General features: G+C 61.2%; 24 protein-coding genes and 2 pseudogenes. 8 read left to right on the forward strand and 18 right to left on the reverse strand.

All coding sequences use genetic code 11. The features are described 5' to 3' along the window. Positions 1-50: 50 nt before the first annotated feature. From C482_RS11450 to C482_RS11475, 6 genes are all read right to left on the reverse strand, one after another. Complete coding sequence (locus C482_RS11450) at positions 51-566, reverse strand: metal-dependent hydrolase (RefSeq protein ID WP_006167786.1); 516 nt, start codon at positions 564-566, stop codon at positions 51-53. Continuing rightward, positions 544-1,140: a hypothetical protein gene (locus C482_RS11455; RefSeq protein WP_006167787.1), complete on the reverse strand. Its 597-nt coding sequence runs from the start codon at positions 1,138-1,140 to the stop codon at positions 544-546. The genes C482_RS11450 and C482_RS11455 overlap by 23 nt, the downstream gene beginning before the upstream one ends. 87 nt (positions 1,141-1,227) lie before the next feature. Further along, complete coding sequence (locus C482_RS11460) at positions 1,228-2,748, reverse strand: sugar transferase (RefSeq protein WP_006167788.1); 1,521 nt, start codon at positions 2,746-2,748, stop codon at positions 1,228-1,230. Positions 2,749-2,914: 166 nt separating this feature from the next. Beyond that, entirely contained in the window at positions 2,915-3,712 is a 798-nt protein-coding gene (locus tag C482_RS11465; RefSeq protein WP_006167789.1) for a VOC family protein, read from the reverse strand. A 123-nt stretch (positions 3,713-3,835) separates the two neighbouring features. Further along, on the reverse strand, positions 3,836-5,551 hold the full coding sequence (locus C482_RS11470) for a Na+/H+ antiporter NhaC family protein (protein WP_006167790.1): 1,716 nt from the start codon (positions 5,549-5,551) through the stop codon (positions 3,836-3,838). Between the two features lie 223 nt (positions 5,552-5,774). Continuing rightward, positions 5,775-6,887 (reverse strand): OBG GTPase family GTP-binding protein, encoded by a 1,113-nt coding sequence (locus tag C482_RS11475; protein ID WP_006167791.1) that lies wholly within the window; start codon positions 6,885-6,887, stop codon positions 5,775-5,777. Between the two features lie 163 nt (positions 6,888-7,050). Here C482_RS11475 and C482_RS11480 point away from each other — a divergent pair, with 163 nt between their 5' ends. Then, on the forward strand, positions 7,051-7,254 hold the full coding sequence (locus C482_RS11480) for a VNG_1110C family protein (RefSeq protein ID WP_006167792.1): 204 nt from the start codon (positions 7,051-7,053) through the stop codon (positions 7,252-7,254). A gap of 84 nt (positions 7,255-7,338) precedes the next feature. Here C482_RS11480 and C482_RS11485 read toward each other — a convergent pair whose 3' ends face one another. Both C482_RS11485 and C482_RS11490 read right to left on the reverse strand, forming a co-directional pair. Beyond that, positions 7,339-7,554 carry a hypothetical protein gene (locus C482_RS11485; RefSeq protein WP_006167793.1) on the reverse strand — a complete coding sequence of 72 codons (216 nt, stop codon included), beginning with the start codon at positions 7,552-7,554 and terminating at the stop codon, positions 7,339-7,341. 65 nt (positions 7,555-7,619) lie between these two features. After that, positions 7,620-8,993 (reverse strand): tRNA(Ile)(2)-agmatinylcytidine synthase, encoded by a 1,374-nt coding sequence (locus C482_RS11490; RefSeq protein WP_006167794.1) that lies wholly within the window; start codon positions 8,991-8,993, stop codon positions 7,620-7,622. 226 nt (positions 8,994-9,219) lie between these two features. On the opposite strand from C482_RS11490, the gene C482_RS11495 reads away from it, so the two are divergent. Then, positions 9,220-10,185: a transcriptional regulator gene (locus tag C482_RS11495; RefSeq protein WP_006167795.1), complete on the forward strand. Its 966-nt coding sequence runs from the start codon at positions 9,220-9,222 to the stop codon at positions 10,183-10,185. Positions 10,186-10,307: 122 nt separating this feature from the next. On the opposite strand, the gene C482_RS11500 is transcribed toward C482_RS11495, so the two are convergent. Then, positions 10,308-10,553 (reverse strand): glutaredoxin family protein, encoded by a 246-nt coding sequence (locus tag C482_RS11500; RefSeq protein WP_006167796.1) that lies wholly within the window; start codon positions 10,551-10,553, stop codon positions 10,308-10,310. Positions 10,554-10,752: 199 nt separating this feature from the next. Beyond that, complete coding sequence (locus C482_RS11505; RefSeq protein WP_006167797.1) at positions 10,753-12,198, reverse strand: NCS2 family permease; 1,446 nt, start codon at positions 12,196-12,198, stop codon at positions 10,753-10,755. Between the two features lie 194 nt (positions 12,199-12,392). On the opposite strand from C482_RS11505, the gene C482_RS11510 reads away from it, so the two are divergent. Continuing rightward, positions 12,393-13,043, forward strand: a complete 651-nt coding sequence (locus C482_RS11510; RefSeq protein ID WP_049896661.1) for a potassium channel family protein — start codon at positions 12,393-12,395, stop codon at positions 13,041-13,043. Between the two features lie 112 nt (positions 13,044-13,155). Here the strand turns inward: C482_RS11510 and C482_RS11515 are convergent, their stop codons facing one another. Continuing rightward, on the reverse strand, positions 13,156-14,298 hold the full coding sequence (locus C482_RS11515) for a DNA methyltransferase (RefSeq protein ID WP_006167799.1): 1,143 nt from the start codon (positions 14,296-14,298) through the stop codon (positions 13,156-13,158). 98 nt (positions 14,299-14,396) lie between these two features. Here C482_RS11515 and C482_RS11520 point away from each other — a divergent pair, with 98 nt between their 5' ends. Further along, the gene (locus C482_RS11520) at positions 14,397-14,645 is read left to right on the forward strand and encodes a bacteriophage holin (protein ID WP_006167800.1); all 249 of its coding nucleotides are present in this window, start codon (positions 14,397-14,399) and stop codon (positions 14,643-14,645) included. Positions 14,646-14,688: 43 nt separating this feature from the next. Here the strand turns inward: C482_RS11520 and C482_RS11525 are convergent, their stop codons facing one another. Next, positions 14,689-14,964 carry a DUF7513 family protein gene (locus C482_RS11525; RefSeq protein ID WP_006167801.1) on the reverse strand — a complete coding sequence of 92 codons (276 nt, stop codon included), beginning with the start codon at positions 14,962-14,964 and terminating at the stop codon, positions 14,689-14,691. After that, positions 14,961-16,532, reverse strand: a complete 1,572-nt coding sequence (locus C482_RS11530) for a Na+/H+ antiporter NhaC family protein (RefSeq protein ID WP_006167802.1) — start codon at positions 16,530-16,532, stop codon at positions 14,961-14,963. Before C482_RS11530 ends, C482_RS11525 begins: the two co-directional genes overlap by 4 nt. Positions 16,533-16,630: 98 nt before the next feature. Between C482_RS11530 and C482_RS11535 the strand changes: the two are divergent. After that, a pseudogene (locus C482_RS11535) lies at positions 16,631-17,636 on the forward strand (glutathione S-transferase family protein). Positions 17,637-17,663: 27 nt separating this feature from the next. On the opposite strand, the gene C482_RS11540 reads toward C482_RS11535, so the two are convergent. The 3 genes from C482_RS11540 to C482_RS11550 form a co-directional block, all read right to left on the reverse strand. Continuing rightward, on the reverse strand, positions 17,664-17,897 hold the full coding sequence (locus C482_RS11540) for a DUF7535 family protein (RefSeq protein WP_006167803.1): 234 nt from the start codon (positions 17,895-17,897) through the stop codon (positions 17,664-17,666). A 96-nt stretch (positions 17,898-17,993) separates the two neighbouring features. Next, complete coding sequence (locus C482_RS11545; RefSeq protein ID WP_006167804.1) at positions 17,994-18,455, reverse strand: hypothetical protein; 462 nt, start codon at positions 18,453-18,455, stop codon at positions 17,994-17,996. Positions 18,456-18,560: 105 nt separating this feature from the next. Continuing rightward, positions 18,561-19,331: an NAD-dependent epimerase/dehydratase family protein gene (locus C482_RS11550; RefSeq protein WP_006167805.1), complete on the reverse strand. Its 771-nt coding sequence runs from the start codon at positions 19,329-19,331 to the stop codon at positions 18,561-18,563. Positions 19,332-19,473: 142 nt separating this feature from the next. Here C482_RS11550 and C482_RS11555 point away from each other — a divergent pair, with 142 nt between their 5' ends. Continuing rightward, a complete protein-coding gene (locus tag C482_RS11555) occupies positions 19,474-19,920 on the forward strand; it encodes an SRPBCC domain-containing protein (protein WP_006167806.1) in 447 nt (148 codons plus the stop codon). Positions 19,921-19,924: 4 nt separating this feature from the next. Here C482_RS11555 and C482_RS11560 read toward each other — a convergent pair whose 3' ends face one another. Further along, positions 19,925-20,587, reverse strand: a complete 663-nt coding sequence (locus C482_RS11560; protein WP_006167807.1) for an HAD family hydrolase — start codon at positions 20,585-20,587, stop codon at positions 19,925-19,927. A 759-nt stretch (positions 20,588-21,346) separates the two neighbouring features. Here C482_RS11560 and C482_RS11565 point away from each other — a divergent pair. Beyond that, on the forward strand, positions 21,347-22,006 hold the full coding sequence (locus tag C482_RS11565) for a DUF6735 family protein (RefSeq protein WP_006167808.1): 660 nt from the start codon (positions 21,347-21,349) through the stop codon (positions 22,004-22,006). A 17-nt stretch (positions 22,007-22,023) separates the two neighbouring features. On the opposite strand, the gene C482_RS11570 is transcribed toward C482_RS11565, so the two are convergent. Beyond that, positions 22,024-23,952, reverse strand: coding sequence for a MutS-related protein (locus C482_RS11570; protein ID WP_006167809.1), 1,929 nt, complete (start codon positions 23,950-23,952; stop codon positions 22,024-22,026). A gap of 245 nt (positions 23,953-24,197) precedes the next feature. Between C482_RS11570 and C482_RS22855 the strand changes: the two are divergent. Further along, positions 24,198-24,371: pseudogene (locus C482_RS22855) on the forward strand (zinc ribbon domain-containing protein); the annotation flags it as partial.

Here is a 24,371-nt window from a genome sequence, read left to right on the forward strand (position 1 = left end):
CTAACGAGAAAGTCGGGGGTTTTCCCGCTCGTAGTATCCATAAGCCACGTCTACGGCTCTCTTGAGCCGTACCGATGACGACTGAAAAGCCAGACCACGAAAGCACTCGTAGCCGCAACGAGCGCCGGCCATCGGTCACTACTCAGGAACAAATCTGCCGCCGGGAAGCGAAACTCCGAAAGCGGCCAGAACACCGCGTATGAGTAGCCCGTCGTGGTCACGAGCACGATATCGAGGATGTGATGAGAGACGACCCCGACAACGATGAGGGCGAAAGCACGCCGCCGGAGATTCGGTGAGACGAACAGCGATCCAAGCAGTGCGACGATGAGCGTTCCGATCAGTGTGTGCAACGGTGCCCAGGAGAACGGAATCCCAAGGAGAAACGAAACCGCTGGGTCCGGGAGTAGCAACTCGATCTTGACGAAATCGGGTACGAGCGCGCCAATCATCACCAGCGTCACGTGTGCCGGTCGCATCCACTCATAGCGCATCGACAACAGCGTCCCAATCACGTACCCGGCCAGCACGTGCGTCAACACATCAGCCACGGTGCTCACCTCCATCTCCGCCACGTGTGAATGCTCGAAGCGTCGTGAGCCAGTCCAAGAAGCGACTCGAGAGCCACACCGTCACCGACAGCCGACGCTCCCGCGGCACGAACGCCAGTCGCGCCCGGTCGAATCGCCATCCACACGCGAATCGGCCGACGACCCATAGCCCACCGAGCAGCGACACCGCGTACATGTACTGCATTTCGCTCGACTGCCTGGAAACCGTCCGTTCTGCAGCCAGCGTTGACTCGTCCTCGAGTGTCCCATGAGCCGATAGCTGGTCACCGGGCTCGAGTACCCCATCCGTATTCACCAGTGCATCCTCAGCGTCGACGACGGTGAACTGGCCGTAGCCGCTGGCTCTGGTTGCGATGACAACGGGATCAGTACTGACGACTTCGCCCCCGAGCGTGACCTCGGAGCCGACATAGGCGGCCCGATCCTGCGGAACGTCGGTTTCGTCGGGACCGGGTTGTTCCATCGGCTCGGCTGGGGACACACCGGCCCAGACCATGAGCCCGAAGCAAACGGCGAGCAAGAGCAGGGCTGCGAGCAGGCGACCGCGCTGGCCGAACGGTTCCGCCATGTGTTCGGATGGACAGAACGGAAGGGAGGGAATAGGTTTTCTGATCCGGTTATCGTGGTATCGTCTCGGCGTATTTTGTACCCCTACTCAGCGCCTAACGTCCTCGAGTACCTTCCAGACCTGTCGGATCACAATCGTACAGTCGAACCAGATCGACTGTTTGCGGATGTACTCGAGATCGTATCGAAGTTTCATATTCGGGTCGGTGCTCTTTGCGTCGTTGATCTGGGCGAGTCCGGTGAGTCCTGGTTTGACGAACCAGCGCTTTCGCCAGGCGGGAACGTCCTGTTCGAGCAGCGGTTCTTCGCTGGTCCAGACTGCACGCGGGCCGACGACGCTCATTTCGCCGAGCAGGATCGACCACAGCTGTGGCAGTTCGTCGAGATGTGTCTTCCGGAGCACGCGCCCGATTCGCGTGATTCGGTCGTTGTCCTCGTCGTTGGTCGGTGTCGCGGATTCGCCTTCGGGAACCATCGTTCGGAACTTGTAGATCGGGAACGTCTCACCGAAGCCAGCGGTTCGGTGCTGGCTGTATAGCACCGGCCCGTCGCTGTCGAGTTTGATCGCGAGTGCGATCACGAGCATGAGCGGTGCGAACGCGAGCAACCCGACGGCGGCAAAGCAGACGTCGAAGACGCGCTTGAAGAAGTGATCGAACGGGTCCCACGGTTCGAGGTCGACATCGACCAGCGTATCGACAGCACCGTTCGCGACCAGCACGCTATCGGCGTACTTGCGGTGGACCTTCGCCCGAACGCCGTGTTCGTGGCAGGCATCGAGTGCGCCGAAGAATTCGGCGCGGTCGGGTTGCTGGAAGGCAAGGACGACAGTGTCTATGTCGTACTCAATCAACACGTCCTCGAGTCGTGAGAGGCCGCCGAGTCGAGAGAGTGAGTCGACGGTGCCGTGGTCATCGTGACGCAGTGTGTCGGCGTTTGGAGCTGTTCCGTCGGATGAGTCCCCATTTGGATCGTGGCTGTGGCCGTAGTCGCCGGTGTGCTGATTCGCTGATTCTTCGACGACCATCCCACCGTCAGTCCGCAGGTGAGAGTCGACCGTTCGTTCGTCAAACGAGAACGCCGCCACCGTCGACGGACAGAGGTAGCCAAGCACCGGCGCATCGATTTCGGGAGCGACGCGTTCGATCTGGCCGAGGTCGTCACCGACGATGAGCGTCCGCGAAGCGATCGTCCCCGGGTGACGACGAATAACAAGGAACAACAGCGGAATCGCCACTAGAAGCACGCCTGCAATCATCGTAAGCGTCGCTCGCGGCAGGCGATGTGACCACTTGAAGTAGCCAAGTGCCGCGAGTGCAAGCATTGCGACGACGACGCGTTTCTGGGCGAAAAGCACCAGGTCGAGCGTCCGCCGTGGCTGGGGTTTATACAATGGGATCAGACAACCGACGACAGCGAGCACGCTTAATACAATCGCCCAGTACAGCGACGAGCCGGAGAGGACAGTAACCTCGAGCCGGTTGAACAGCGGTACGTACGTCGTAAAGAGGGACTGCAAAACGGGGTGGTTTGCAGCGAGCACGGCAGTGATCGTCACCGCGATCACGCCAAGAACGCTTCCGATTCGAAACCGCCACCCTGTCAACATTCGTTACGACTTACGACTGGGCGTCGGCATAAAGTTGTTGAATATATCATCATCTGGCAACGTCTTTCGGTCGAAGAATATCCGAATACGGCCGGCAGCGTTATTATGTCGTACCGATCTGAGTGGCTCGGGATTGTAACGTTACTTCTGTCTGACTAGTTCGTGCCTAGAACGGGAACAGCGAGTCGGCGTCCGGGTCCCGCTCGAGTAGCTCGATCTCGTGGCCGTCCTGATCCTTCGTGAAGGCGTACATGTTGTCGTTGCTCTCGGGATCGCGGTAATCCGGTGCCTCACGAGTCAGCAACTGGTCCCAGTCCTCCTTGAGGTCGTCGACGCGAACGCAGAGGTGTCCCCAGGCGTCGCCCATATCATAGCTCCGGCCGTCGTAGTTGTAGGTGAGCTCAAGTGCCATTTCCTCGGATGCGGCATCCTCGGGTTTCATAAAGTAGTTCGAGAACGTGTCCGCCTCCCAGCGGCCAGTGTGTTCGTACTCGAACTTGCGGGTCCAGTAGCCAAGCGCTTCGTCTGCGTCTTCGACCCGGACCATCGTATGGTCGAGCGACCAGAGCGCACCCTCGTCGGGGTCGCGCTGGACAATTTCGACCTCGTGGCCGTCTGGGTCCTTCACGAACGCGTAGCGACCGCCACAGGACTCGGGGTCGCGGTAGTCCTCGACACCCTCGTCCATAAGCTGTTGGTAGTAGTCCTCGAGTTCCCCCTCGGGAACGCGGACGGCGATGTGCCCCCAGGCGTCGCCGACTTTGAGGTCGTCCTCGCCCTCGTTGTGGGTGAGTTCGAGTAGCGCACCGTCCTCGTGCATGTTTTCGGGGCCGAGGTAGACGATGGTGAAGCCGTCACCCTCGTAGCGATCTTTTTCCTCGTACTCGAGATGCGTCTGGTACCACTCGAGTGACTCCTCGAGATTTGCGACACGAAGCATCACGTGGTCAAGCGTTCCGCCCATAGGCGATCGAACGCCGGGAGCCAGCAAAAGGATGACGAAGGCGACGGTCTGTTCAGCGGTCAGGGGTCAGGGGTCAGGTGATCGGCAGTGTGATCGGTGGTGAAGCCGATCTACAGGTGGCGATCAGTCCTCGTTACCGTGGGCAGAACTGACATCGGTGTCGCGGGTGACGGCCGAGGCCTTCGGGTCGACACCGCGACGGAGTCCGTCGAGTTCTGACAGGGCGTAGACCAGTCCGACGAGGAGGACGACGCCAATTGGGAGGAAGACGACAGGTGGCACCGAGAGATAGCCGTAGAGGAGGTAGCAGATGACGGCGACGAACATGACCGTGACAGCGTAGTACATCTGCGTTCGGATGTGGTCGATGAGATCCGCGCCGGTAAACGTCGATGAGAGCACGGAGGTGTCCGAGATCGGCGACGTGTGATCGCCGAAGATGGCACCGGAGAACACCGCGCCGACGATGACTGGCATCAGTTCGAAGGTGCCAGAGAGGTTGTAAGCAACCGAGATGGCAATTGGTGTCACAATTCCCATCGTCGCCCATGACGACCCCATCGTGAACGCAACGAAGGCAGCCACGAAGAGGACGACGATCGGCAGGAGTTCAGGTGAAATAACGCCCTCGGCGACGCCTGCCACGTAGTCACCAGTTCCGAGATCCTCCGCAACGGCACTGATCGCCCAGGCGAGGATGAGGACTGTCACTGCGGTCAGCATGAGTTCAAACCCTTCGAGCACCGTCTCGACGCTGTCGTCGAGATCGAAGAGGTCGTACGCGAGTCCGATGATGATTGCCGTCGCGACCATGGCGAACGATCCCCAGACGAGCGCGGCGGCAAAGTCGCCGGCACCGACGATGTCGACGAGAATGTTACTAATACTCGAGAGAATCTCGAGGAAGCTCTCGCCCTCGATAGCCGCAAAGAGAGACGTTGGTTCACCGGCCTCAGCCTGGCTAGCGGTCCAGTCCTGATATCCCGTCCAGAACGCGCCAGCGAGCGTAATCGCAATGAGAGTCACGATCGGTGCGAAGAACGTCCGAAGCATCGGCTTTTGCTCGATCGGTTCGCGAAGGTCCTCTTCGACCTCCTGCAGCGGTTGGGCGTCGTCCCGGTTAACTTTCCCCGTCTGCCATGAACGGTGTTCTGCGGTAAGCATCTCCCCATAGTCGCGTCTCGAGAGGACGATAACGCCAACCATCACGATCGCGAGCAGCGAGTAGATGTTGAACGGAATCGAACCGACGAACGTTTCGAAGACGCCTGGGACGTCTCCCGCAGCAACGTCGAGGTCATCATCGTCGACGAGGCTCTCGTACCCCTCGTCGATCATCGACAGCTGAAACGCGACCCAACTCGAGAGCCCGATGGTTGCGACCGGCGCGGCAGTCGAGTCCACGATATAGGAGAGTTTCTCGCGCGAGATCCGCATTTGATCGGAGATTTCGCGCATCGTGTTGCCGACGATCGCCGTGTTTGCGTAGTCGTCGAAGAACAGGAGCATCCCGAGAATCCACGTGGTAAGTCCGGTGGTTCGCTGGGTCTGCAGCCGCTCTGTCGCCCAGTTTCGAACCGCCGTTGCGCCACCGAGACGCCAGATGAGTGCCACACCAGAACCAAGCAACAGTGTGAAGACCAGGATCTGGGCGTGGAATACATCACCAATCGAGCCGGTAATCCAATCGAACGTTTGTCCAATTCCATGGGTTCCCGTTGCGATGATGCCGCCCGACCAGATCCCGACAAACAACGACAGAATCGGTCGTCGTGTCACGATCGCGAGTGCGATCGCGAGTAGCGGCGGAACAAGTGATATCGCACCAAAATCCGACATGCGTCACTATTTGCCAGGAGGGTAGATAACCCTGATCATTCGATCTTTTCGTCCCATATCCAATTATATTCACAATTGCCAGTTCCTTGTCTATCCCTCACACCACTGTATGCTATCTATCGCAACTCACCCGCTCGTGTGCATTCGATAAGAACTGCTCAGTCGCGATGCTACCCGAATACTGGTTGTGAATCTGAATGCGAGGGGACTCAATAGTGTTCCGTCAGCGGCGCAAAATTAACTTCAGCACGTCCTCGTCCTCGAGTACGTGTTCCTCGCCGACCTGCTGTTCGTCGTGGGTTGCACTGGGACCACTGACGCGGGCGAAGCGGAACCGTTCTTCCATCTCTCCGCCGAGTTTCGCGATTGCCTCACCGACCGTCGACCCGCGCTCGATGACAAGCGGTTCCTCCCAGTCGACGCCGCGACCGGGTTTATCCATGTAGACGCGGATGAGGTCGAGATTGTTCCAGATCCGATCCTTGAGCGCCTCGAGTCCTTTCTCGATTTCGGCGCTGATGAACGTCACCTCTTCGGGATCGAGATCACGCTCGCGAAGCTGTTCGTCGACCGTTTCCTTGTAGTCGGGTTCGATAAGGTCGACTTTGTTGACGCACGTGATCGAGGGGATGTACTCGCGGTTGTCCATCAGCCCGTCGATCAGCCGGTCGATAGAGACGTTCTCCTGGAGATTCAGGTCGGCGTTGACGTAGCCCTGGTCGCGGAGAACGTCCGAAATCGTCTCCTCGTCTAAGTCCTGCTCGGTGCTCGAGGTGATCTTGATCCCGTCTTTGATCTTCGGCCGGACCGTCACGCCCGGCGGCTCCTGGTCGACGCGGATGTTGATATCGTACAGCTCCTCCTGCAAGCGGTCGTACTGCTCGATTTCGAACACCGACAGCACGTACACGATCAGATCGGCATTTCGAACGACCGCGAGCACTTGCTTGCCGTCGCCACGCCCTGTTGCTGCGCCTTCGATCAGCCCGGGTACGTCCAGCATCTGGATGTTCGCCCCACGGTGGCTGAGCATGCCGGGGTTCACGTCGAGCGTCGTGAACTCGTAGGACCCCGTCTCGCTCTCCGCGTTGGTCATCGAGTTCAACAGCGACGACTTCCCAACGCTCGGGAAGCCGACCAGCGCGATCGTGGCGTCGCCGTGCTTCTCGACGGAGTAGCCACCGCCACCACCCGAGCCGGACTGTTGCTTCTCGAACTTCTCTTTTTTCTCGGCGAGCTTGGACTTCAGCCGACCGATATGGGCTTCGGTCGACTTGTTGTAGGGCGTGTTGGCGATTTCGTCCTCGATCTCCTGGATGTCCTCCTCGAGCCCCATTTGTCTATACCCAGCCGGTCGTCCCGAAAAACCCTTTCCATGCGAGGGAACGGCGAGCCGCGTTCGAGGCTCCCCTCCTCTCCGCTGTTCGCTGTCGTATTACCAATACGAACGGAATTTCGACACAGATAAACAGCGCTGGGTAAAATCGAAGCGTAAGCAGATGCCAGATCCGACACGGCTGCGTGACAGTACGCAAATCGTCCTCCCGGCCGAGGCTGTCGAGAGTCTCGAGCCACAGCTCACCGAAGAGTTTACCGTTACAGTAGTTTCGGAGGGCGACAGCTACTGTCGAATCATCGGCAGTCCGGTCGAGATCAAGGCCGTCAGCGAGTTCCTGGCTCGACGTGGCGTGAGTGTTCCGTAGGTTGGTTTCGGCGCGTTGTGAGTTAGTTGGCGGTGGCGACGCTACACCACATACCCAGCCCAACCCAACCCAACACTCTCCACTTCATTCTCCACCCCGCACCCCACGAATCTCTCGTCTGAGCGACACGAGCAGAATCCCCACAAGAAGTCCGATTCCAAACCCCGGAAAAAAGTTCTCGGTCCCACTCACCGCTGCGAGTCCAACGCCACCGACCAGCGGCGGAACGAGCAGCGCTGCCAGCAGCTCGAACGCGAATACACCCGGCGGCTTGGGGTCCGTACTCGTCGACAGTCCCATAGCGGCTGCACGAGGGCGGGAGCAAAGAAGCTATGTCGCATTCCGCTGACTCCTCCCTCCGCTACCTAGCGTTCCGGATGCACCGGCCCGTCGAACCCACCCCGAACCAGCGGCTTCGCAATGTGTCTGCGTGCACACGGTGGCACCTCATACCAGCCCAACTCGAGTACCCGCTCGATCTCAGTGCGTTCCTTTCCGGGTGCGTCGGTTCCACAGTCTCGACAGCGATAGCCCTGGTCGCGGCCGGCGCTCTCCATCGTCCGCTCGCAGTCGGGACAGGTTGGCGTTACGAGTTCGGTGGTGTCGAGGTCACGGATGGCGACCTTCTCGAGTTTGAGCGTGCCGCCGGCGAGTTCCCCACAGACGGTGAGGTGGTCGCCGGGTCGCAGTGCGCGAACGTGGTCGCGAAAGCGTTTGGTGGGTTCGAAGGCGGCACAGGAGAGGGGTGACGGTGAGCTAGCGGTGCTATCCGGATCGCCGACTGCCACACCCTCCGGCGCAACGTCGACGAAGACGTGGCCGCCGCGTCGCGTCTCCGGCTCGGAGACAACTCGTGCGTCGAGTCGGTAGGCGCGGCCGTCCTGCAGGGTGGTCGCGCTCGTTGTACCGGCACCCGACCCAGTAGTCCCCGAATCACTGTCAGCTCCCACAGCCACATCTCGTAAATGCACATCCGTTCCTTGATTCGTCACGAACAGGTGACTCGAGTACACCGGCTCGCTGTCAATCTGTGCGGCGACGCAGCGGACGGCCTCGGGGTCGTCGCCACGGATTCCGTGGAGAATTGGTCCCGGTGTGTGGGGTACGCAGACAGTTTCGTTCTCGCCGCGGTCGACGGTGTCCCACACCCCGGGATAGCCGGATTCTGCGGCCGCGAAGACGCTGTCGTGGTCGACCTCGCGCGGCGTTCCCCAGCGCTCGGGTTCACGGTAGGAGATCTGTTCGTATGTCCAGTCGGAGAGTGCGCGCCAGGCCCCGATGGCGGCCAGCGCACCGATTCGCCCACGGCCGTTCCCCGCGTACCAGGATCGGTAGCCGTAGTTGTCGATCAGGGACTCAGCCGCAGCGCGTGAAAGGTGATCGCGGATCGCGCGCGTCGAAAATTGGGCGACAGACGCTGGAAGTGCGTCGCCAGCGTCGGGATCGATATCTGCAACCACCACTCCCGGGTTGGTCCGTTCGTCGCGCGTTTCTGCGAGGGACTCGAGTACCTCCCGTGAAATCTCAAACGCGTGGGCTGGGTTGCAGTCGGTGTGGATCGCGAGCGCTGCGTTACCGCGCGTTTTGTACTCGACGGCAGGGTTGAGCCGGACGAGGAGGGTGCGAGCGATCGCGGCGTCACCCTCGCGACGCAGCCGCTTTGCAACCCGCGCGGCGACGTAGGTCGTACACATCCCGTGTTTGCGAGAGTCCGTGTCGTCGAGCCCGACGATCGTCATCAGCGAGTCTTATGACGGCTGTGAGTAACGCCTTTCGGTGTGCTATCCGTTCCAGTGGACTGCGTCTACCGTAACTGCAGAAGTAGGGCACGATGGGGGACGAACAATTATACACGAGTACTGGAGGTCTTATATAAGTATTCTGCTGGTGCATCCACCAATCGCGACACCGCAGGTAGCCATCGCGGGGAAACGCTCTTGTATGAGGAATCACTTACAACACTCTATGTCCCGCTCCGCACTGGTCGGCAACGTGACCGCGATGTTAGAGGACGCGGGATTCGTCGTCAGTGACCGGTGTGCGATCCGCCCGAAGAGTTTCGATATCGCCGCGCGTCGTGGCGAGGACCTGTTGCTCGTCAAGATCCACGGTAACATCGACGCGTTCAACGAGGCGACCGGCCACGAGATGCGTCGTCTTGGTACCTATCTTCAGGCGACGCCGCTTGTGCTTGGTCTGCGCAGTCGCGACGAGGATCTCAAGCCAGATGTCGTCTACTTTCGTCACGGCGTTCCGGTCCTGAGTCCCGACACCGCGTACAACCTATTCATCGAGGACGTGCCGCCGCTGATCTACGCCGCCCCCGGCGGGCTCTACGTCAACATTGACGGCGACCTGCTCGCGGACGAACGTGAGGATCGCGACTGGAGTCTTGGCCAACTCGCGACCGAACTCGGCGTCTCCCGGCGCACCGTCTCGAAGTACGAAGACGGGATGAACGCCTCCGTCGAAGTCGCGATGGCGCTGGAGGACCTGTTCAACGAACCGCTGACGAGTCCCGTCGATGTGCTCGAGGGTGCAGACGATGTCCACGAGACCGATGACACGCCGGACGACCCCGAGGCCGATCCCGACGACAAACAGGTCGTCGCGGTCCTCACACGGGCCGGCTACAGCGTTCACCCGACGATCCGCTCGCCGTTCAAGGCCATCAGTAAGGACGAAGACGACAGCGAGGTCGTCCTCACGGGCCACTCGGAGTTCACCAAGGCCGCTAAGAAGCGCGCCCGTATCATGAGTTCGATTGGCCAGGTCACCCGCACGCGTTCGGTGTACGTTGTCGACCGCGCCAAACAGGAGTCCGTCGACGGCACGGCGCTCGTCGAACGCGAGGAACTCGAGAACCTTCGTGATACAGACGAGCTTCGGGACGTGATTCGCGAGCGTGCGGAGCACGAGGAAGCGGCCTGAGCACGGCGACTCGTATCGGTGGATCAGTTTTCGAGACGGGAATGTACGAGAGTCGAACTGCACAACAGCGACGACTCTCTCACGTGCAGTGATCAACGACGAGAATCCGACAGTACAGCTGGTTACGCGTACGTCTCTTCCAAATACTCGACGATATCGTCACTCTCGTGCATCCCCTCGATACCCTGGTCTTCGTCGGTGATGACCGGCACACCCGTTTGGCCGCTTACTTCCTCGACTTCGGTTCGCTCGCCATGCGACCGTGGCACGTCGATCACGTCGTACTCGAGTTCGAGTTCGTCGAGTTTCGAGCGAACCTTGACACAGAACGGACAGCCGGGGAGATTGTACAGCGTGATGTCAGCCATACGGAGTGCTAACGGGTGGAGGTGTATGAGCGCACCGGTAGCGGTATCGGTTCGGGTGCACGGTTCGGTGTAGTAAAATGGGTAAAGGTAACAGAGACGCCGACGATGGTGTCCGCCTTCGGCGTTTACCGGCGGGCGTCTAGCGACGGGCGTTTAATACAAGTGTTACCGTCAGTCGTCAGTCGTCAGCCAGCAGCCATCAGAACGCCAGCATGCCAGCATCCGTCGCGAAGTAAGCGATGTAGTAGATGATGAACGCGACGACGAGCGCCCATTGGCCGAGCGAGATGTCAGCGCGCTCGCCCACTGCAGTCTTGATCAGCGGGTAGCTCATGATCCCGGCGGCCAGTCCGTTCGCGATCGAGGCCGTCAGCGGCATGATCGTAATCGTGAGTCCGCTCGAGATCAGCCAGGCTGGGTCGTTCCAGTCGATGTCAGCAACGCCCTGGAGCATGATGATACCGACCACGACCAGTGCGATATAAATCGCATACCGCGGAATCGCGCCCATCAGCGGGACGACCAGCAATGAGAGCGCGAAGAGGCCGGCGACGACCAGCGCGGTGAAGCCGGTTCGACCGCCCTCTTCGAGTCCGGTCGAGGATTCGATGAACGTCGTCACGGTCGAGGTACCGATCATCGCACCGACGGTCGTGCCGACTGCGTCGGCCATCAGCGGGCGCTCCATCTCGGGCAGGTTGCCCTCCTTGTCGAGGAAGCCGCCGATCTGGGAAACGCCGATGAGCGTGCCGGCGGTGTCGAAGAAGTCGACGAAGAAGAACGTGAAGACGACCAGTGCGAAGACGAGTGGCTCGTCGGTGATCATACCGAGTCCGTCCACGAAGCCAGAGATGAGCGGCGTGAAGTCGTACTGGACACTGGTAATCATCTCGGCGATGCCGCTTAGTCCCTCGTTCGTAATCTGGTTGTACTCGTCTTCGGGCGCGAGTTCACCGGGTGCGACGACCCCGAGCAGGGTGAGCAGCCAGCCACTGATCGCGGTGAAGAGAATGCCGAGAACGATCCCACCCCGTACACCACGGGCGTAGAGAATAAACGTCAGCACCAGTCCAACGAGCGAGAGCGCAGCGACGGGACTCGTCGCGACGTTTCCGAGGTAGACCAGTGTCTCCGAGTCGGCGACAACGAGTTCGATCTCTTGTAGCCCGAGGAAGAGCAAGAAGACACCGATACCGGCCCCGACGGCGAACTTGACGGGTTCCGGGAACAGTTCGATGATGTACCGGCGTGCACCGACCGCGGTCAGTGCAATAAAGATGATCCCTTCGACGAACACGGCAGCAAGTGCGACTTCCCAAGGAACGCCGAGTCCGACGACGACAGTGTACGCGAAGAAGGCGTTCAACCCCATCCCGGGTGCGAGCCCGAACGGCCGGTCCGCCCAGAACGCCATCACGATCGTCGCGACGATCGATGCAAGAATCGTCGCAACGGCGATCATCTGCAGTGTCTGTGTCCGGTCGTAGCCGTCTATCTGGATTGCTTCGACCAGAATCATCGGGTTGACGACGATGATGTACGACATCGCCAGGAACGTTGTCAGCCCAGCGACCGCCTCGGTCGACAGGCTGGTGTCGTACTCATCGAATCCAAAGTAGTCCGCGATCGTTTCGGTGACCCCCATATTGGATGGTCAAGCATATCCACAGCGCTTAGTTAAAAGTTCTTGTCTCGGTTTGGGGACACACATTCCATATTCGTGCATATATTCGGATGCTGTGGCAGAGACGATAGTGTGGTAATTGACAAGATAGGAGAACAGTTCTCAACACGACGTGGGACGAACGTATTTTATCTCGGGGCGTGTACTGTGTTATCATGAAGTTCGTCATCGTTGGGTATGGCCGCGTGGGCTCTCGAACCAGTCGGATCCTCAGCGAGGAGGGGCACGATGTCGTCGTCGTCGATAACGACCCCGACCGAATCGATCGGGCGAGCGGCGACGGCTTGGAAACCATCCAGGGCGACGGCGCGGACGAAGCCGTCCTCATCGACGCCGGCATCGAAACCGCAGACGCAATCGGAGCGTTCACACCCGACCTCAACGCCAACTTCGCCGCCTGCATGGTCGGCAATCACCACGACTGTCGGACCGCCCTGCGAATTGACGAAGATTACCGCGAGGAAATCTACACCAGATACGCCGACGAAGTCGACGAAGTCATCTACCCCGAACGTCTCGGCGCTGCCGGCGCGAAGACCGCCATGCTCGGCGGCGACTTCAACGTCGTCACCGATCTCGCAACGACCCTCCAGCTTACCGTCCTCGAGATCCCCGATGGCTCGGCCGCAGTCGGAAAGCGCATGAGTGAACTCGAGTTACCCGAGTCGGCGCGGATCTATGCCCACGGACGAGCCCGCGAGTCGCTGACGATCCCGCTTCCGGGGACGGAACTCGAGGCGGGCGACGAGGTCGCGGTCGTAACGGAGACGAGTAGTGCAGACGAGGTGCGGGCGGCGTTGCAGTAGTGCAGACCTGTTGTCGGCTATATTACAGTGGTAGGCGTGGTTTTGGGCCGGTATTGTCGTGGCGACGGACGAGACGGGTACTCGAGTGCACCCGACAAACCAACGAACAACGTTACTCAGCGGTCTTGTCGAGGCGGAACACGAGAATATTTTGGTGGACCATCGAGGGGACGAACGAGAACGGATAGCCGTAGACGTGGAGGTCTTTTGTCGGATCGTACCAGACGAGGTTGGCCGCGAGGGTGACGGGCGCGGTCGATTCGATCGCTCGTGCGAGATCGGCCGAGAGGAACTTGTAGGATTGGTCGCGGTACATGTCGCCGATGAAGACGACGATGTGGCCGTCGGGGGCGACGGCGTCGGTGAAGCGGTCGAATTTGGTGGCCATGTCGGTGAGCCAGTCGTCTTTCGTCGCGGTTTTGGGTGTGTCTCCCGCAGTGTCGGCTTCGTCTTCGGTAGTTTCGGCTGCGTCTCCCACAGTCTCCGTTGTGTTTCCGGTGGGCTCTGTGCCGTCTTCTATCTCTGCCCCGGCATCTCCCGTCTCGTCCACGTCGAACGACCCCAACTTACTCTCTCGCGTCTCGTGGACGTTGCGCGTCTGCTCGAGTTCGTCCATATGCCAGTAGGGGACGTCAGTCAGCAGGAGGTCGACGCTGTCGTCGTCGAGTTTCGCGATCAGGTCCGCACAGTCGCCGTGGCGCATCTCCTGCGTGGCGAGTGCGGGTTCCCCGCGGGCGCGACGCTCCTCGTTTTCCTTCTCGAGTACCTCGGCGTAGATTTCGGTCCAGCGCTCGGTTCGTTCGAAGCCGATCGCGTTCCGGAGTCCGGTTCCCTCGTGTTCGCAGAAACTCGCACCGAGGAGGGTGCCGCCGACGCCGGCGAACGGGTCCAGGACGGTATCGCCGGCCTTGCTGAACCGTCCGATAAGTTCTGCACAGAGTCGGGGTGGTTTCTGCCCGCCGTGTTCGCTTCGCAGGTCGTGCTGGACATCCGGTGGGTACCCCTCCGAGATCACCGACTTGGTCGCGTACTTCCACTCCTTGCCAGTGAGGTCGTTGACTCGATTTCGCTCGTCGTAGATGCCTCTTCCCTCGACGTAGTGCTGATGAGCAGCAAGGTCATCGGTGTCGATGACCTCGCCGTCTTCGACCGGCAAGGACTCATCACGAGCACGTTCGGCGTCGAACGTGCCGTCGTCGTCGGTCAAGAGTCGGCTCTGTCGGTGTCTCTCCGTCCCGTCACCCTCGTCTGCCATCGTATTCCGGAGTGAACGCCCAGTCTACTTAAATTCCGAACACTGGGCTTTCGATTGCAGCCACCAGTTATAGCCACCAACTTGTCGTCCAGTTAGTCATGTCTGGATCGATCGATACGCGCGCACTCGGACTCGCGTCCGGTATTTTCTGGGCATTGCTCGTTGCCGCCCTCGAACTGACGGCCGACACCCAGTATGGGGAGCGCTGGCGGTTGCTCTTGGAGGATATCTATCCGGGATACGATCGAACGCCCGGCGACCTCCTCTGGGGGACGACGCTGGCGTTCGTCGATGGGTTCAGTGCCGGATTCTCGTTTGGCTGGCTGTACAATCGCTTCGCGGAGTAACCCGCGAGTCGCGGACCGCGGATCGCGGATCGCGGGTCGCGGCTTAACTCGTGTACGAGCTCTCGCCGACGATTTCGAGGAATTCGCCGCGCCCAGTAGCGTCCGTCTCGTCGAACTCGGTAACGCGAACGCGAACGCGCTTTTCGACTGTCGTCGGCCCAGCTCCCTCGACGATCAGGTGCGTATCCCCAATGTAGACGTGTCCGTTTCCGTCACTGTTCGACTCCGCGACGAAGACATCCAGTTCGTCGCCCGCTGTGAGCGATGGGGTCGTGTCGCGGAACTGCCATCCCTTGAGGTACTTTTTGAAGATGCTCATATGCGTGCCACCTCCTCACTTTCGCGGTCGATAATATACTCCCGCCCAAAGCCAGTCAGCGCTGCGACGACGAAGACCGCCACCAGCAGCCAGCCCTGGAAAACGAACGGGACGACGTCGATCGGCGTCACTAGCATCCCAGTGTCGAACCAATCGTAGTTCCCCGGGAGCTCCTGCATCGCGGTATACCCTGCGAGCACGCCACCCGACCACGGGAAGATGTAGCCAAGCGCCGCCGTCTGGGCATCAAGAATGTTCGCCCGCCGGTAGCCGTTCAGGTTGAACCGCTCGCCAATCTTCGAGATGTACGGACCGATCGCAACCTCTGCGGCCGTGTTGATCGTGATAACCGCGTTGATCAGCGCCGCCGAACCAACCATCGTGAGCTCGGCGTTGCGAACGTTCGTCGCCAGATTCTCGATCGACCAGTCCAGAATCGCCTGAAAGGCACCGCCACGGATCATAATCTGGGCCGCCGCGATGATCAACAGGACGAGAATTGCCAGCTCGAAGAAGCCGGCCGCTCCTTCGATGAGGCTCCCGCTGACGCTGACTGCGTTGGGATCGTCAACGATCGTCAGGAACGGCAGGAACTCGAGTGGCTCCGCGAACGGAGCGTCCGCTGGTGCGTTGAAGGTGACGATGTCGCCAACCGTCATCAGGTTGAGCGTGAGGCTAGAGATCACGGCGACAACGATGCCCCACGAAATCGCCTCGACGATGTGGCGGCCGGCGACGGCAGCGCCGATGACGACGCCCATCGAGATGAGGTGGACCAGTCCGATGGGGTCGCTTTCCTCAACGAGCAATTGCTGGGCCCCACCGCCAATGTCGAGTCCGGTCATGTACTGGCCGGCGACGAGGTAGCCGGCAAAGGCGATGACTGCGGCGACGATCACGTACTTGAATCGAGAGGCGACGACGCCACCGATATCGGAGTCCTGTGTAACAGCACTGACAATGGTGGTATCGCTGACGGGTGCGAGGTTGTCACCGAAGATCGCTCCCGAGAGGATCGCCCCGAACAGGAGGACGGGGTCCGCGCCGAGCAACAGGCCGGCGGGGAAGAACAGGGTGACGAACGCGATCGCTGCGCCGTAACCTGTCCCGATCCCCGTGGTGAACAGTGCGGCGAGGATGAACGTGACCGCGGGGAATAGCGTTGCGCCGATGCCACCGACATCGGCGAACCAGACGAGGCCGTCGACGAAGCCGCCGTCTTGTAGAACTTGGGCGAACATGCCGGCCCAGATCCAGGCGACGATAGCTGTCACGGCGACGGGTTGGGTCATGCCCTCGAAGATCGTGTTGGCGTAGTGCTTCCAGTCGCCACGCGCAAAGAACATGCCCAGAATCAATCCAACCAGAATGCCGACGACGAGGCCACCGGTGTCGGAGATGCGCCAGAGCGCAGTCTGTGCGATCGCCCAAACGATGAAGAACGCGATAGGGAACGCGCTCATACCACGACCACCGTAGAACTCGATCTGCGGGCCGTCGTCGCCAGTGTCCTGTACGAATGACTCACTCGGATCCGCGTCGGGTGAGTCACTGCTATCAGTACTCATCGTAACACACGACGGTCGTTACGCGAAGTCAGGGATAGTGTTATCGATTCGCGTATGAAACTGACACACGCTTTACGTCTCGAGGCTGTAGGGGTGGTATGAATATGCTCGTCGACGGAGAGTGGCGGACGGACGCACACGAACTGACGAATAACGACGGCTCGTTCGAGCGCCAGGAAACGACGTTTCGCGGCTGGGTACAGGATGACCCTGACGCCCGCTTCCAGCCCGAATCGGGCCGGTACCATCTCTACATCTCCTACGCGTGCCCGTGGGCACACCGTAACGCTCGTTATGCGTGCGCTGAAAGGACTTGAGGATGCCATTTCGGTGTCGGTGGTCGACCCCTACCGTGACGAGGACGGCTGGCAGTTTACACCCGAGAAGGAGGGCTGTACGCGTGATCACGTTCACGACGCCGACTACCTGCGAGAACTGTACGTCCGGGCCGATCCGGACGTGACCTGCCGCGTAACGGTGCCAGTCCTCTGGGATACCGATGAGGACACTATCGTCAACAACGAGTCAAAGGAGATCATGCGGATGCTCGACACTGAGTTCGACGAGGTCGCGGACCACACCGTCGACCTCTATCCGGACGGCTACCGGGAGGAAGTTGATCGGATCATCGACGAGATTTACGAGCCGATCAACAACGGCGTCTACCGGGCTGGCTTCGCGACCGAACAGGAGCCCTATGACGAGGCAGTCGACGAACTGTTCAGCGCGCTCACCCACTGGGACGACGTGCTGGCAGATCAGCGGTATCTCGCCGGAGACCGCCTGACCGAGGCCGATATCGCGATGTTCACGACGCTGGTTCGCTTCGATAATGTCTATCACACGCACTTCATGTGTAACGTCCAGTACATCCGCGAGTTCGACAACCTGTGGCCGTACCTCCGAGACATCTATCAGACGCCAGGTGTTGGCGAAACGGTGAACATGGACCACATCACTGAACACTACTACACGACCCATCCGGACGTGAACCCACATCGGATCATCGCCCGTGGGCCTGCTCTCAACTTCGACGCTCCGCATGACCGGGATGAACTAGCCGGCGAGCCGCCGGCTGCACTCGTCTCGTCTGCAAAGCGATGAGAGAAAGAGAGTAACGATCCGTCGCGATCAGGCCCCGTTAGGCGAGTTGCGCTCTCGGTCCGCTGTCTCGGTTCGCCAGCGTTCATAGCTCGATTCCGGTGGGTCCTCGGCGACGAAGGCACGCCAGAGAAGCCACACAACCGCGATGACGGGCAGTGCCGGCAAGAGCAACAGGGCAATCGCCGCTGCCATCACGTAGCCGAATGCCGACATCTGTAGATTCGGCACGTAGCCCGTCGACTCGGACACTTTCGTGGACATGCGCCATCGTATGACCGTACCGATATTCGGTCTTTCGATCCCAGCGACGGCTCGCCCAAATCCGGAACCGCTGGTTCGACGACAGCACGCTACTGCTCACCGAAGGGAAAGCGTCCGTCGTCGCTGTCGGTGCCAGTATCGACCAGCACGAACGAGCGCCTCCACCAGCACGACACCCGCAAGGACGGCACCACAGACCAGCGTGAACGCGACGATAACGATCACGCCACCTCCCTCCACGGCACCCGCCCACCGGAGATACGTGCTCAACGCCGCGAGAAACAACGTCAGCGTTCCCAGCAAGACAGTAATCGGTGTCACACCGCGCATCTCTGCCGTTTGCAGGCGATGCAACACCACAAGCCCGAGCGACCCGGACACGACGAGCTCGGGCGACACTGGGACGGTGCCGGGAACAGGGAGAGGGACAGAACCGCCACTCAGCCACACCGGGTACGGCCGCGAAATCCCGGTAAACGCCACAGCTGCAACCGCGAGCACGAGCACGGCAAGTCCGTAGTCCACGAGCCGAACCGAAGACCCGTCAATTCCCCCCATTCCTATCGATTCTGGTCTTTCTCGTATTCCTATAAAAACGTACGTGTGAACTCTCGTCGAGACGGACTCACACGGCTCGCCAACCACTGAGTGGCGGGAACCACGCTACTCGAGTACCCTCGCCGAATCGTCCTGGGGCTGGTACTCGAGTGCAAGCATGGTTTCGGTGAGCGAGAGGAATCGCTTGGAGTTGTTCGAGATGCCGTGGGCGGTAAACGGTGTGTTCGGGAGCGAACTCGTCACAGCGGCCTCCATGAGTCGCTGGCAGTCGCCGGGGCTGAGCCACATCGCGCGGGCGTAGCGTTCGCCGGCACCGTCACGATCGGCGAGTTCGTCTGCCAGTTCCTCGCGCGAGAGGAGCCAGCCGATTCGGAGGTTGATCACGTCTAGCCCGTGTCGGTTGGCGTAGTAGGAGCCCATCGCCTCACCGAAGACCTTGGTGACGCCGTAGTACGTGTCCGGGTCCATCGAATCGTCCGGACGAACGGCAGTCGGTGTGCCGACGGTCGACTCCGGACGGGTTGGAGAGACGGTGTTGCCCATGTTGACCGCGTGGTTCGAACTCGCGAAGACGACGCGCTGGAGGTCGTGCTCGACCGCGGCCGCGTAGACGTTGTAGACGCCCTCGATGTTCGGTTCCAGAACCGCGTCCCATTCCGCGCGCGGGCCAGGGTTTGCGGCGAGGTGGACGACGATATCCTGCCCTTCGAGGGCGTCCATGACTTCCTCGCGATTGCCGATCTCGATGGGTGTCGTCTCGAGGTCCTTGGTTTCGCTGTGCGAGAAGAGCGTGAGCGTTTCCTCGCGGTCCGCGAACGCTTCAATAGTCTCCCTGCCGACCCGGCCGGACGCGCCGGTTATTGCAACGTTCGTCATACCAGATGGTCACCGACCGCGGTGAAATAGCTCGGGCCAGCGCGTTCCGGTGGTCAGTGCTCGCGGTTCGTTCGTGGACTCATCAAACCACTAACGCAACTAACCGCTACGGCCATACTCCTTCGGCACGTTCACACGACACATGAAACAGATCGAGGTCTTCGAGGAGATCAACGCCCCGCCCGATGTCGTCTGGGAGGTGCTACTCGAGTTCGAGCGCTATCCGGAGTGGAATCCGTTCGTGCAGTCGATCGAGGGGACACCGGCGGAGGGGGAGCAGTTACGGGTACGAATCCAGCCGCCCGGCGGCCGTGGAATGACGTTCAAACCGGAGGTCGTCGCACTCGAGGAGCAGCGGCGACTCGCCTGGGTCGGTCGGCTGGTCGTCCCCTTCGCGTTCGATGGCTACCACGAGTTCCGACTGGAGCCGATCGACAGAGCCCAGCGGACGCGGTTCCTCCAGCGAGAGACATTCCGCGGCGCACTCGTCCCGGTGCTCGCCAACCAGGACCGACTCGAGCGCGGCTTTCAGTCGATGAACGAGGCGATCAAGGAGCGTGCTGAGGCACGGGTTGCGGCGTCGAGTTGAGTCGTTAGTGTTGTGAAAGTGCTTGCAGCGACTCGATCTCGAACGTCGGCCGAGCGGGGCCGTCGAAGGTGTAGCCGTCGCGATGCTCCCGCCGAATAAACGCCACGTCGATCCCGAGGGCGTCCGCGGCTGCAACGTCGACGTAGCTGTCACCCACGTAAAGCGGCTCCGTCGCTCCCAGCTCGTCGATCGCTTGCTCGAGATAGTACGGCCGCGGTTTCTTGCGGTTGATCCCCTCGAGTGTCGGTTCTCGCCCGTACCAGACCTCGAACGGCGGGAGATCCAGTTCATCCAGAATGTTCCCGATCGTCTCGTGCTGGTTGTTGCTCACGATCGCCGTGGGCTGCGGGAGAGAGTCAAGGACGGCCGTGTCGTTGTAGCATTGTTTGCGGCCGGCGATGAGTTCTGCGCGCTGGGCGGCGATGGCGGCCTCCTCGCGGGCAGTCCAGAGCGTCTGGGGCTCGACACCGTACTCGGCTGCGGTGGCCCGGAGCGAGTCGACATCCGGGCTGAGGAGGGTTTCGAGAGCCGCTTGTGGTGGGTTCGAGACGCCGACCGTCGCGAACGCCTCGGTCATGGCCTCGAGGAGGATGTCCCGGTCCGTCGGGGTGGTCAACACGCCGTCGTTGTCGAAGAGGATTGCGTCGTACGAGCCGTCCGTATCCATTCGTGTTCGATTTGACGAAGGGGTGCGAGCCAGTTCGGTGTTTCGACGCGTCGCACCCGAGCGACGGAGACTCAGTACGGGGAGGGACTGGAAGACTCGATAAGGACTGGTAATCGGTGTGTGCCTCCCTGCTATAGTAGCCACTGCAAGTCACTGCGCACCTGATCGCCCGACGGCAGCGCGGTTCGGAGCGAGTGAACTGAGCGAGAATCGCGAACGTGCGATCAGTGTGTAACTAGTTGCAGTTGTTACTATACACGTTCTGTCGGAACTGCCTGCAGGAGCTGCCGAGCAACGCGCGGCGTCACTCGCCCCACTGACGAGGCACTGACGAGGCCTGGTTGGTGCAGTCAGGTCCCGCTCGTCCGCTGTCCCATCTGCTCTCGCTCGTCGGTTGGCTCATCGCTTTCTGGTCCTGAGGTTCAAATACCGAAAGGGAACCAGAGTCGACAATGCAAATGCCGACACCGAGTGACCGTCCCAGAGACGGCACACGCTGGAAACACCGACGTCCGTCGAGAGCAGAGTGCTCTCAGGCACGTGACGGAATCGAACGAGTAGCACTGCCACAAAAGCTTGCACGGCCCAGACTACTCTCACTGTCTTCGTCCCCAACCGCGCACTCACCCACATCCACACCCTCCCCCTCACTCTCGTCATCGGCCTCGACCTCGCAGCTTGCACGCCCACTAGACAGTCCGCAGCCCGATTCCGAGGCCGCGACAACCGCAGACGCACACGACGACTCGGAGGGAACGCGTGGGACATAGAGCACTCGTCGGCTACCGTCGCCCAGACGGGCTCTACGATCTGCGATACAGCCACTGGGGCGGGACCGATCCCTCGCTCGCGGCCGAAATCAGCGCCGACACACCGCTCGCCGATGGAACCATCTCCGCGAGTCTGCTCGCTGATTCGATCGCCCGCGACCGCATTCTCACCGACCACCTCGACCCCTGTGTCCACGAGATGCTGTTTCTCGTCGAACCCAGTGCTGCCTACGAGGTCACACCCTACCACGTCTGCTGGCTCGAGTGGGGCGATGGCCACGAGAACGGCCGTGGCGCGCTCATCGGAACCGACCAGACAGCCGAATCTATCAGAACATGGTTTCGTGCGACCAAGACGACACTCACCGACGTAATCGAGATGGGGGTCCTCTCACAGCGAGCCGCACAGGCATATCTCGAGGCACGCGTCTGCGAGGAGTACGCGGGTGTCGTCTACACCTACACGGGGACTGGCCCCAGGTCGGCGGATACAGATTCGCCTGGAACCGCCGGCGAACCGTCGGTTCAGCCGACCTCACTCCCAGAAGGAGATCGATTCCCGCCGGAGCTCCGCGGGTGGTTCGACGAGACATCGACCTACGACTCCACCTTTCCGCATGACGACGACCGAGACTCCGACTGGTCGTAGCCAGCTAGCTCACTCACTCACTCACTCCAGCGAGCGTCCGCCAGCGTCCGCTGGACCACGTCGTTGCCGACCGCCTCGCCAAGCGTCTCAAAGCCCGCACGCTCGGCCCGGTCGTCCGCGTTCGCCACCAGCCGCGAGACAATAAACTCCGGCGTCGACCGCCCCACCGTGTCAAACCGCGGCTGGTAATCCACGAGCAACTCGAGTTCCGGGCTCAGTCCCTCGGCGAAGATCCCATCCACGCGAGCCTCGGGCGGCAACGGCTCCAGGTCGTCCGCGAGGTGCGTGACGAAGACGCCGAGTGCGTCGCGCTCGACGGTCAGCGTCACGAGTCCGTGCAACAGGTCAGCCGCACTTCCGGGCTCTGTGATCGCCTCGAACTCGTCGACTAACATTAGTGTCCGCCCATCCGAGGACAGCGGCGGCACGACCGAGCGCAGGGTGGACTCGAGTACCCCCGCGTTGAAACTGGCGTGGCGACGGTGGAAGACGAGCGAGTCGACGGGCGTCACCTCGGCGCGCTTGGCGGGGACGGGAAGTCCCATCGAAGCGAGCAGGACGACCTGGCAACACGTTTCGAGCAGCGTGGTTTTCCCGCCGCTGTTCGCGCCGGTGAGGACGGAGACACGTTCCCGTCCGGGAAGTGCGTTTGCGCTGGAGCCGCCGTCACCGTCGGTATCGGTGCCGACGCCGGTCCCGGTGGCGACGCTGGTACCAGTGCCAACACCAGTACCGGTTCCGTCTCGGCCGGAGATTGCATCCGCCTCCGTGAGTCCGTGCTCACCCAGCGCGTAGGTAATCGGCTGGACCTGGTCGTCTCCCCTCTGCCGAGTGTCGCCGTCGCGCCGATCGGCACTCGAGTCGGTCGCCGGTGAGACGAGCGTCAGATTCCGCGCTTCGACGACCGACACCGCGGCTGATTCGCCCTCGACGAACGTCGGCCGAGTACAGTCGTACGCGAGCGCGAAGCGCGCAAGCGAGAGGTGCAACGCGATGTCGTCGACCGCCGCAACCGCCTGGTCGATGGCATCCCGAGCGTCCTCGAGTTCGGCCCGCAACTCGCTGGCAACCAGTTCCTCACGTTCGTCGATAGCTGCCGTGAGGTCCCCCCGAAGCGTCCGGAGTGTACTCCCCACAAAGTCCGTCGCGTCGGTCGCGTCCGTCGGCATCGCCTCGCGAACCTGGTCGACCGTCACCGCCGTCTCCGAGAGCAGATGATCCTCGAACGCCTCGCGGAACTGCCCCACGTCGCGGACGCCGTCGTCCCGCAGTTCCTCGATCAACTCGAGTGCGTTCGCGTCCATGTCCTCGACGGTGCCGAGGGCATCGCGCAGGCGGTCGAGTTCGTCGTCGGCACCGCGGACGAGTCGACCCTGACCGCCGTCGTCCGCGAAAGCAGAAAGTGCGGCGGCGGCGGTTGTGAGCGTGTCGCGCTCGAGTTCGGCGACGGTTTCGAACGGGCCGGAATCGACCCCGGCCTCGAGCAGGGCGAGCGCGGTTTCGACGGCGGCGCGTTCGCTCTCGTCGCGCTCGTCGTAACGCTCGTAGGCTTCGAGGACGGCCTCACGGTCTGCCTTCTCGAGTGCCGCCCAGGCGTCGCGGGCCGCAAGCACGTCATCGAGGCGCGAGTCCATCTCCTCGCGGCTGGTGAGCGGCGTGAGAACACGGATTCGGTCGGCTGCGCGCTGCGTGACGGCGTGGTCGACCGCCAGATCGAGTAGGTCCTTGTACGCCGCGCGGGCGTCGCTCGTCGCCAGCATGTCGATCCCGTCGCCGCCGGTTGCCCGGCGTAAGATGCGTGTTGCGCGCCCGCGAGCGAGGCCGGCGGTCGCGAGTTCGCGAACGTCGCCGTTCTCGATCGCCTGGATCGCGCGTTCCCGTCCCAACTCCGACACAAGTGTCTCCCTCGTCTTCGGGCCGACGCCCCAGTACTCCTCGAGTCGCATAGTATACGCATCGCATTCGAGTCAGTACGCTTGAATACTGTGCCATCGGCTACCCGCTGGTGAGTGGAGACACACTCACAGACATGCGTACGGATATGGTCAGCCAGTACACTCACCAGTGTCGACAGAAACAACGATTCTCTTTCGACCGTAGACGGGCGCGTTGAGTGCGACTACATCCTTCCCGACGACTCAAAGACACGCCGACGAGAACATCGAGAGCGTCGGATAGAAAGAGTACGGACAAAGCTGAGGAACACGGTGTCGAAGCTGTACAGGTTGACCCGCGAAACACGTCAAAGCAGTGTTAGACGTGTGGGTTTACCCTCGACGAGTGTGTCATAGAAAGCGTCACGTACGAAGCAGCAGGGTGCGCGAAGTGTGTCCAACACAAGCGCAACCCTGCAAGACGTAGCTTC

It is taken from the genome of Natrialba chahannaoensis JCM 10990 (assembly GCF_000337135.1).
Lineage (GTDB): Archaea > Halobacteriota > Halobacteria > Halobacteriales > Natrialbaceae > Natrialba > Natrialba chahannaoensis.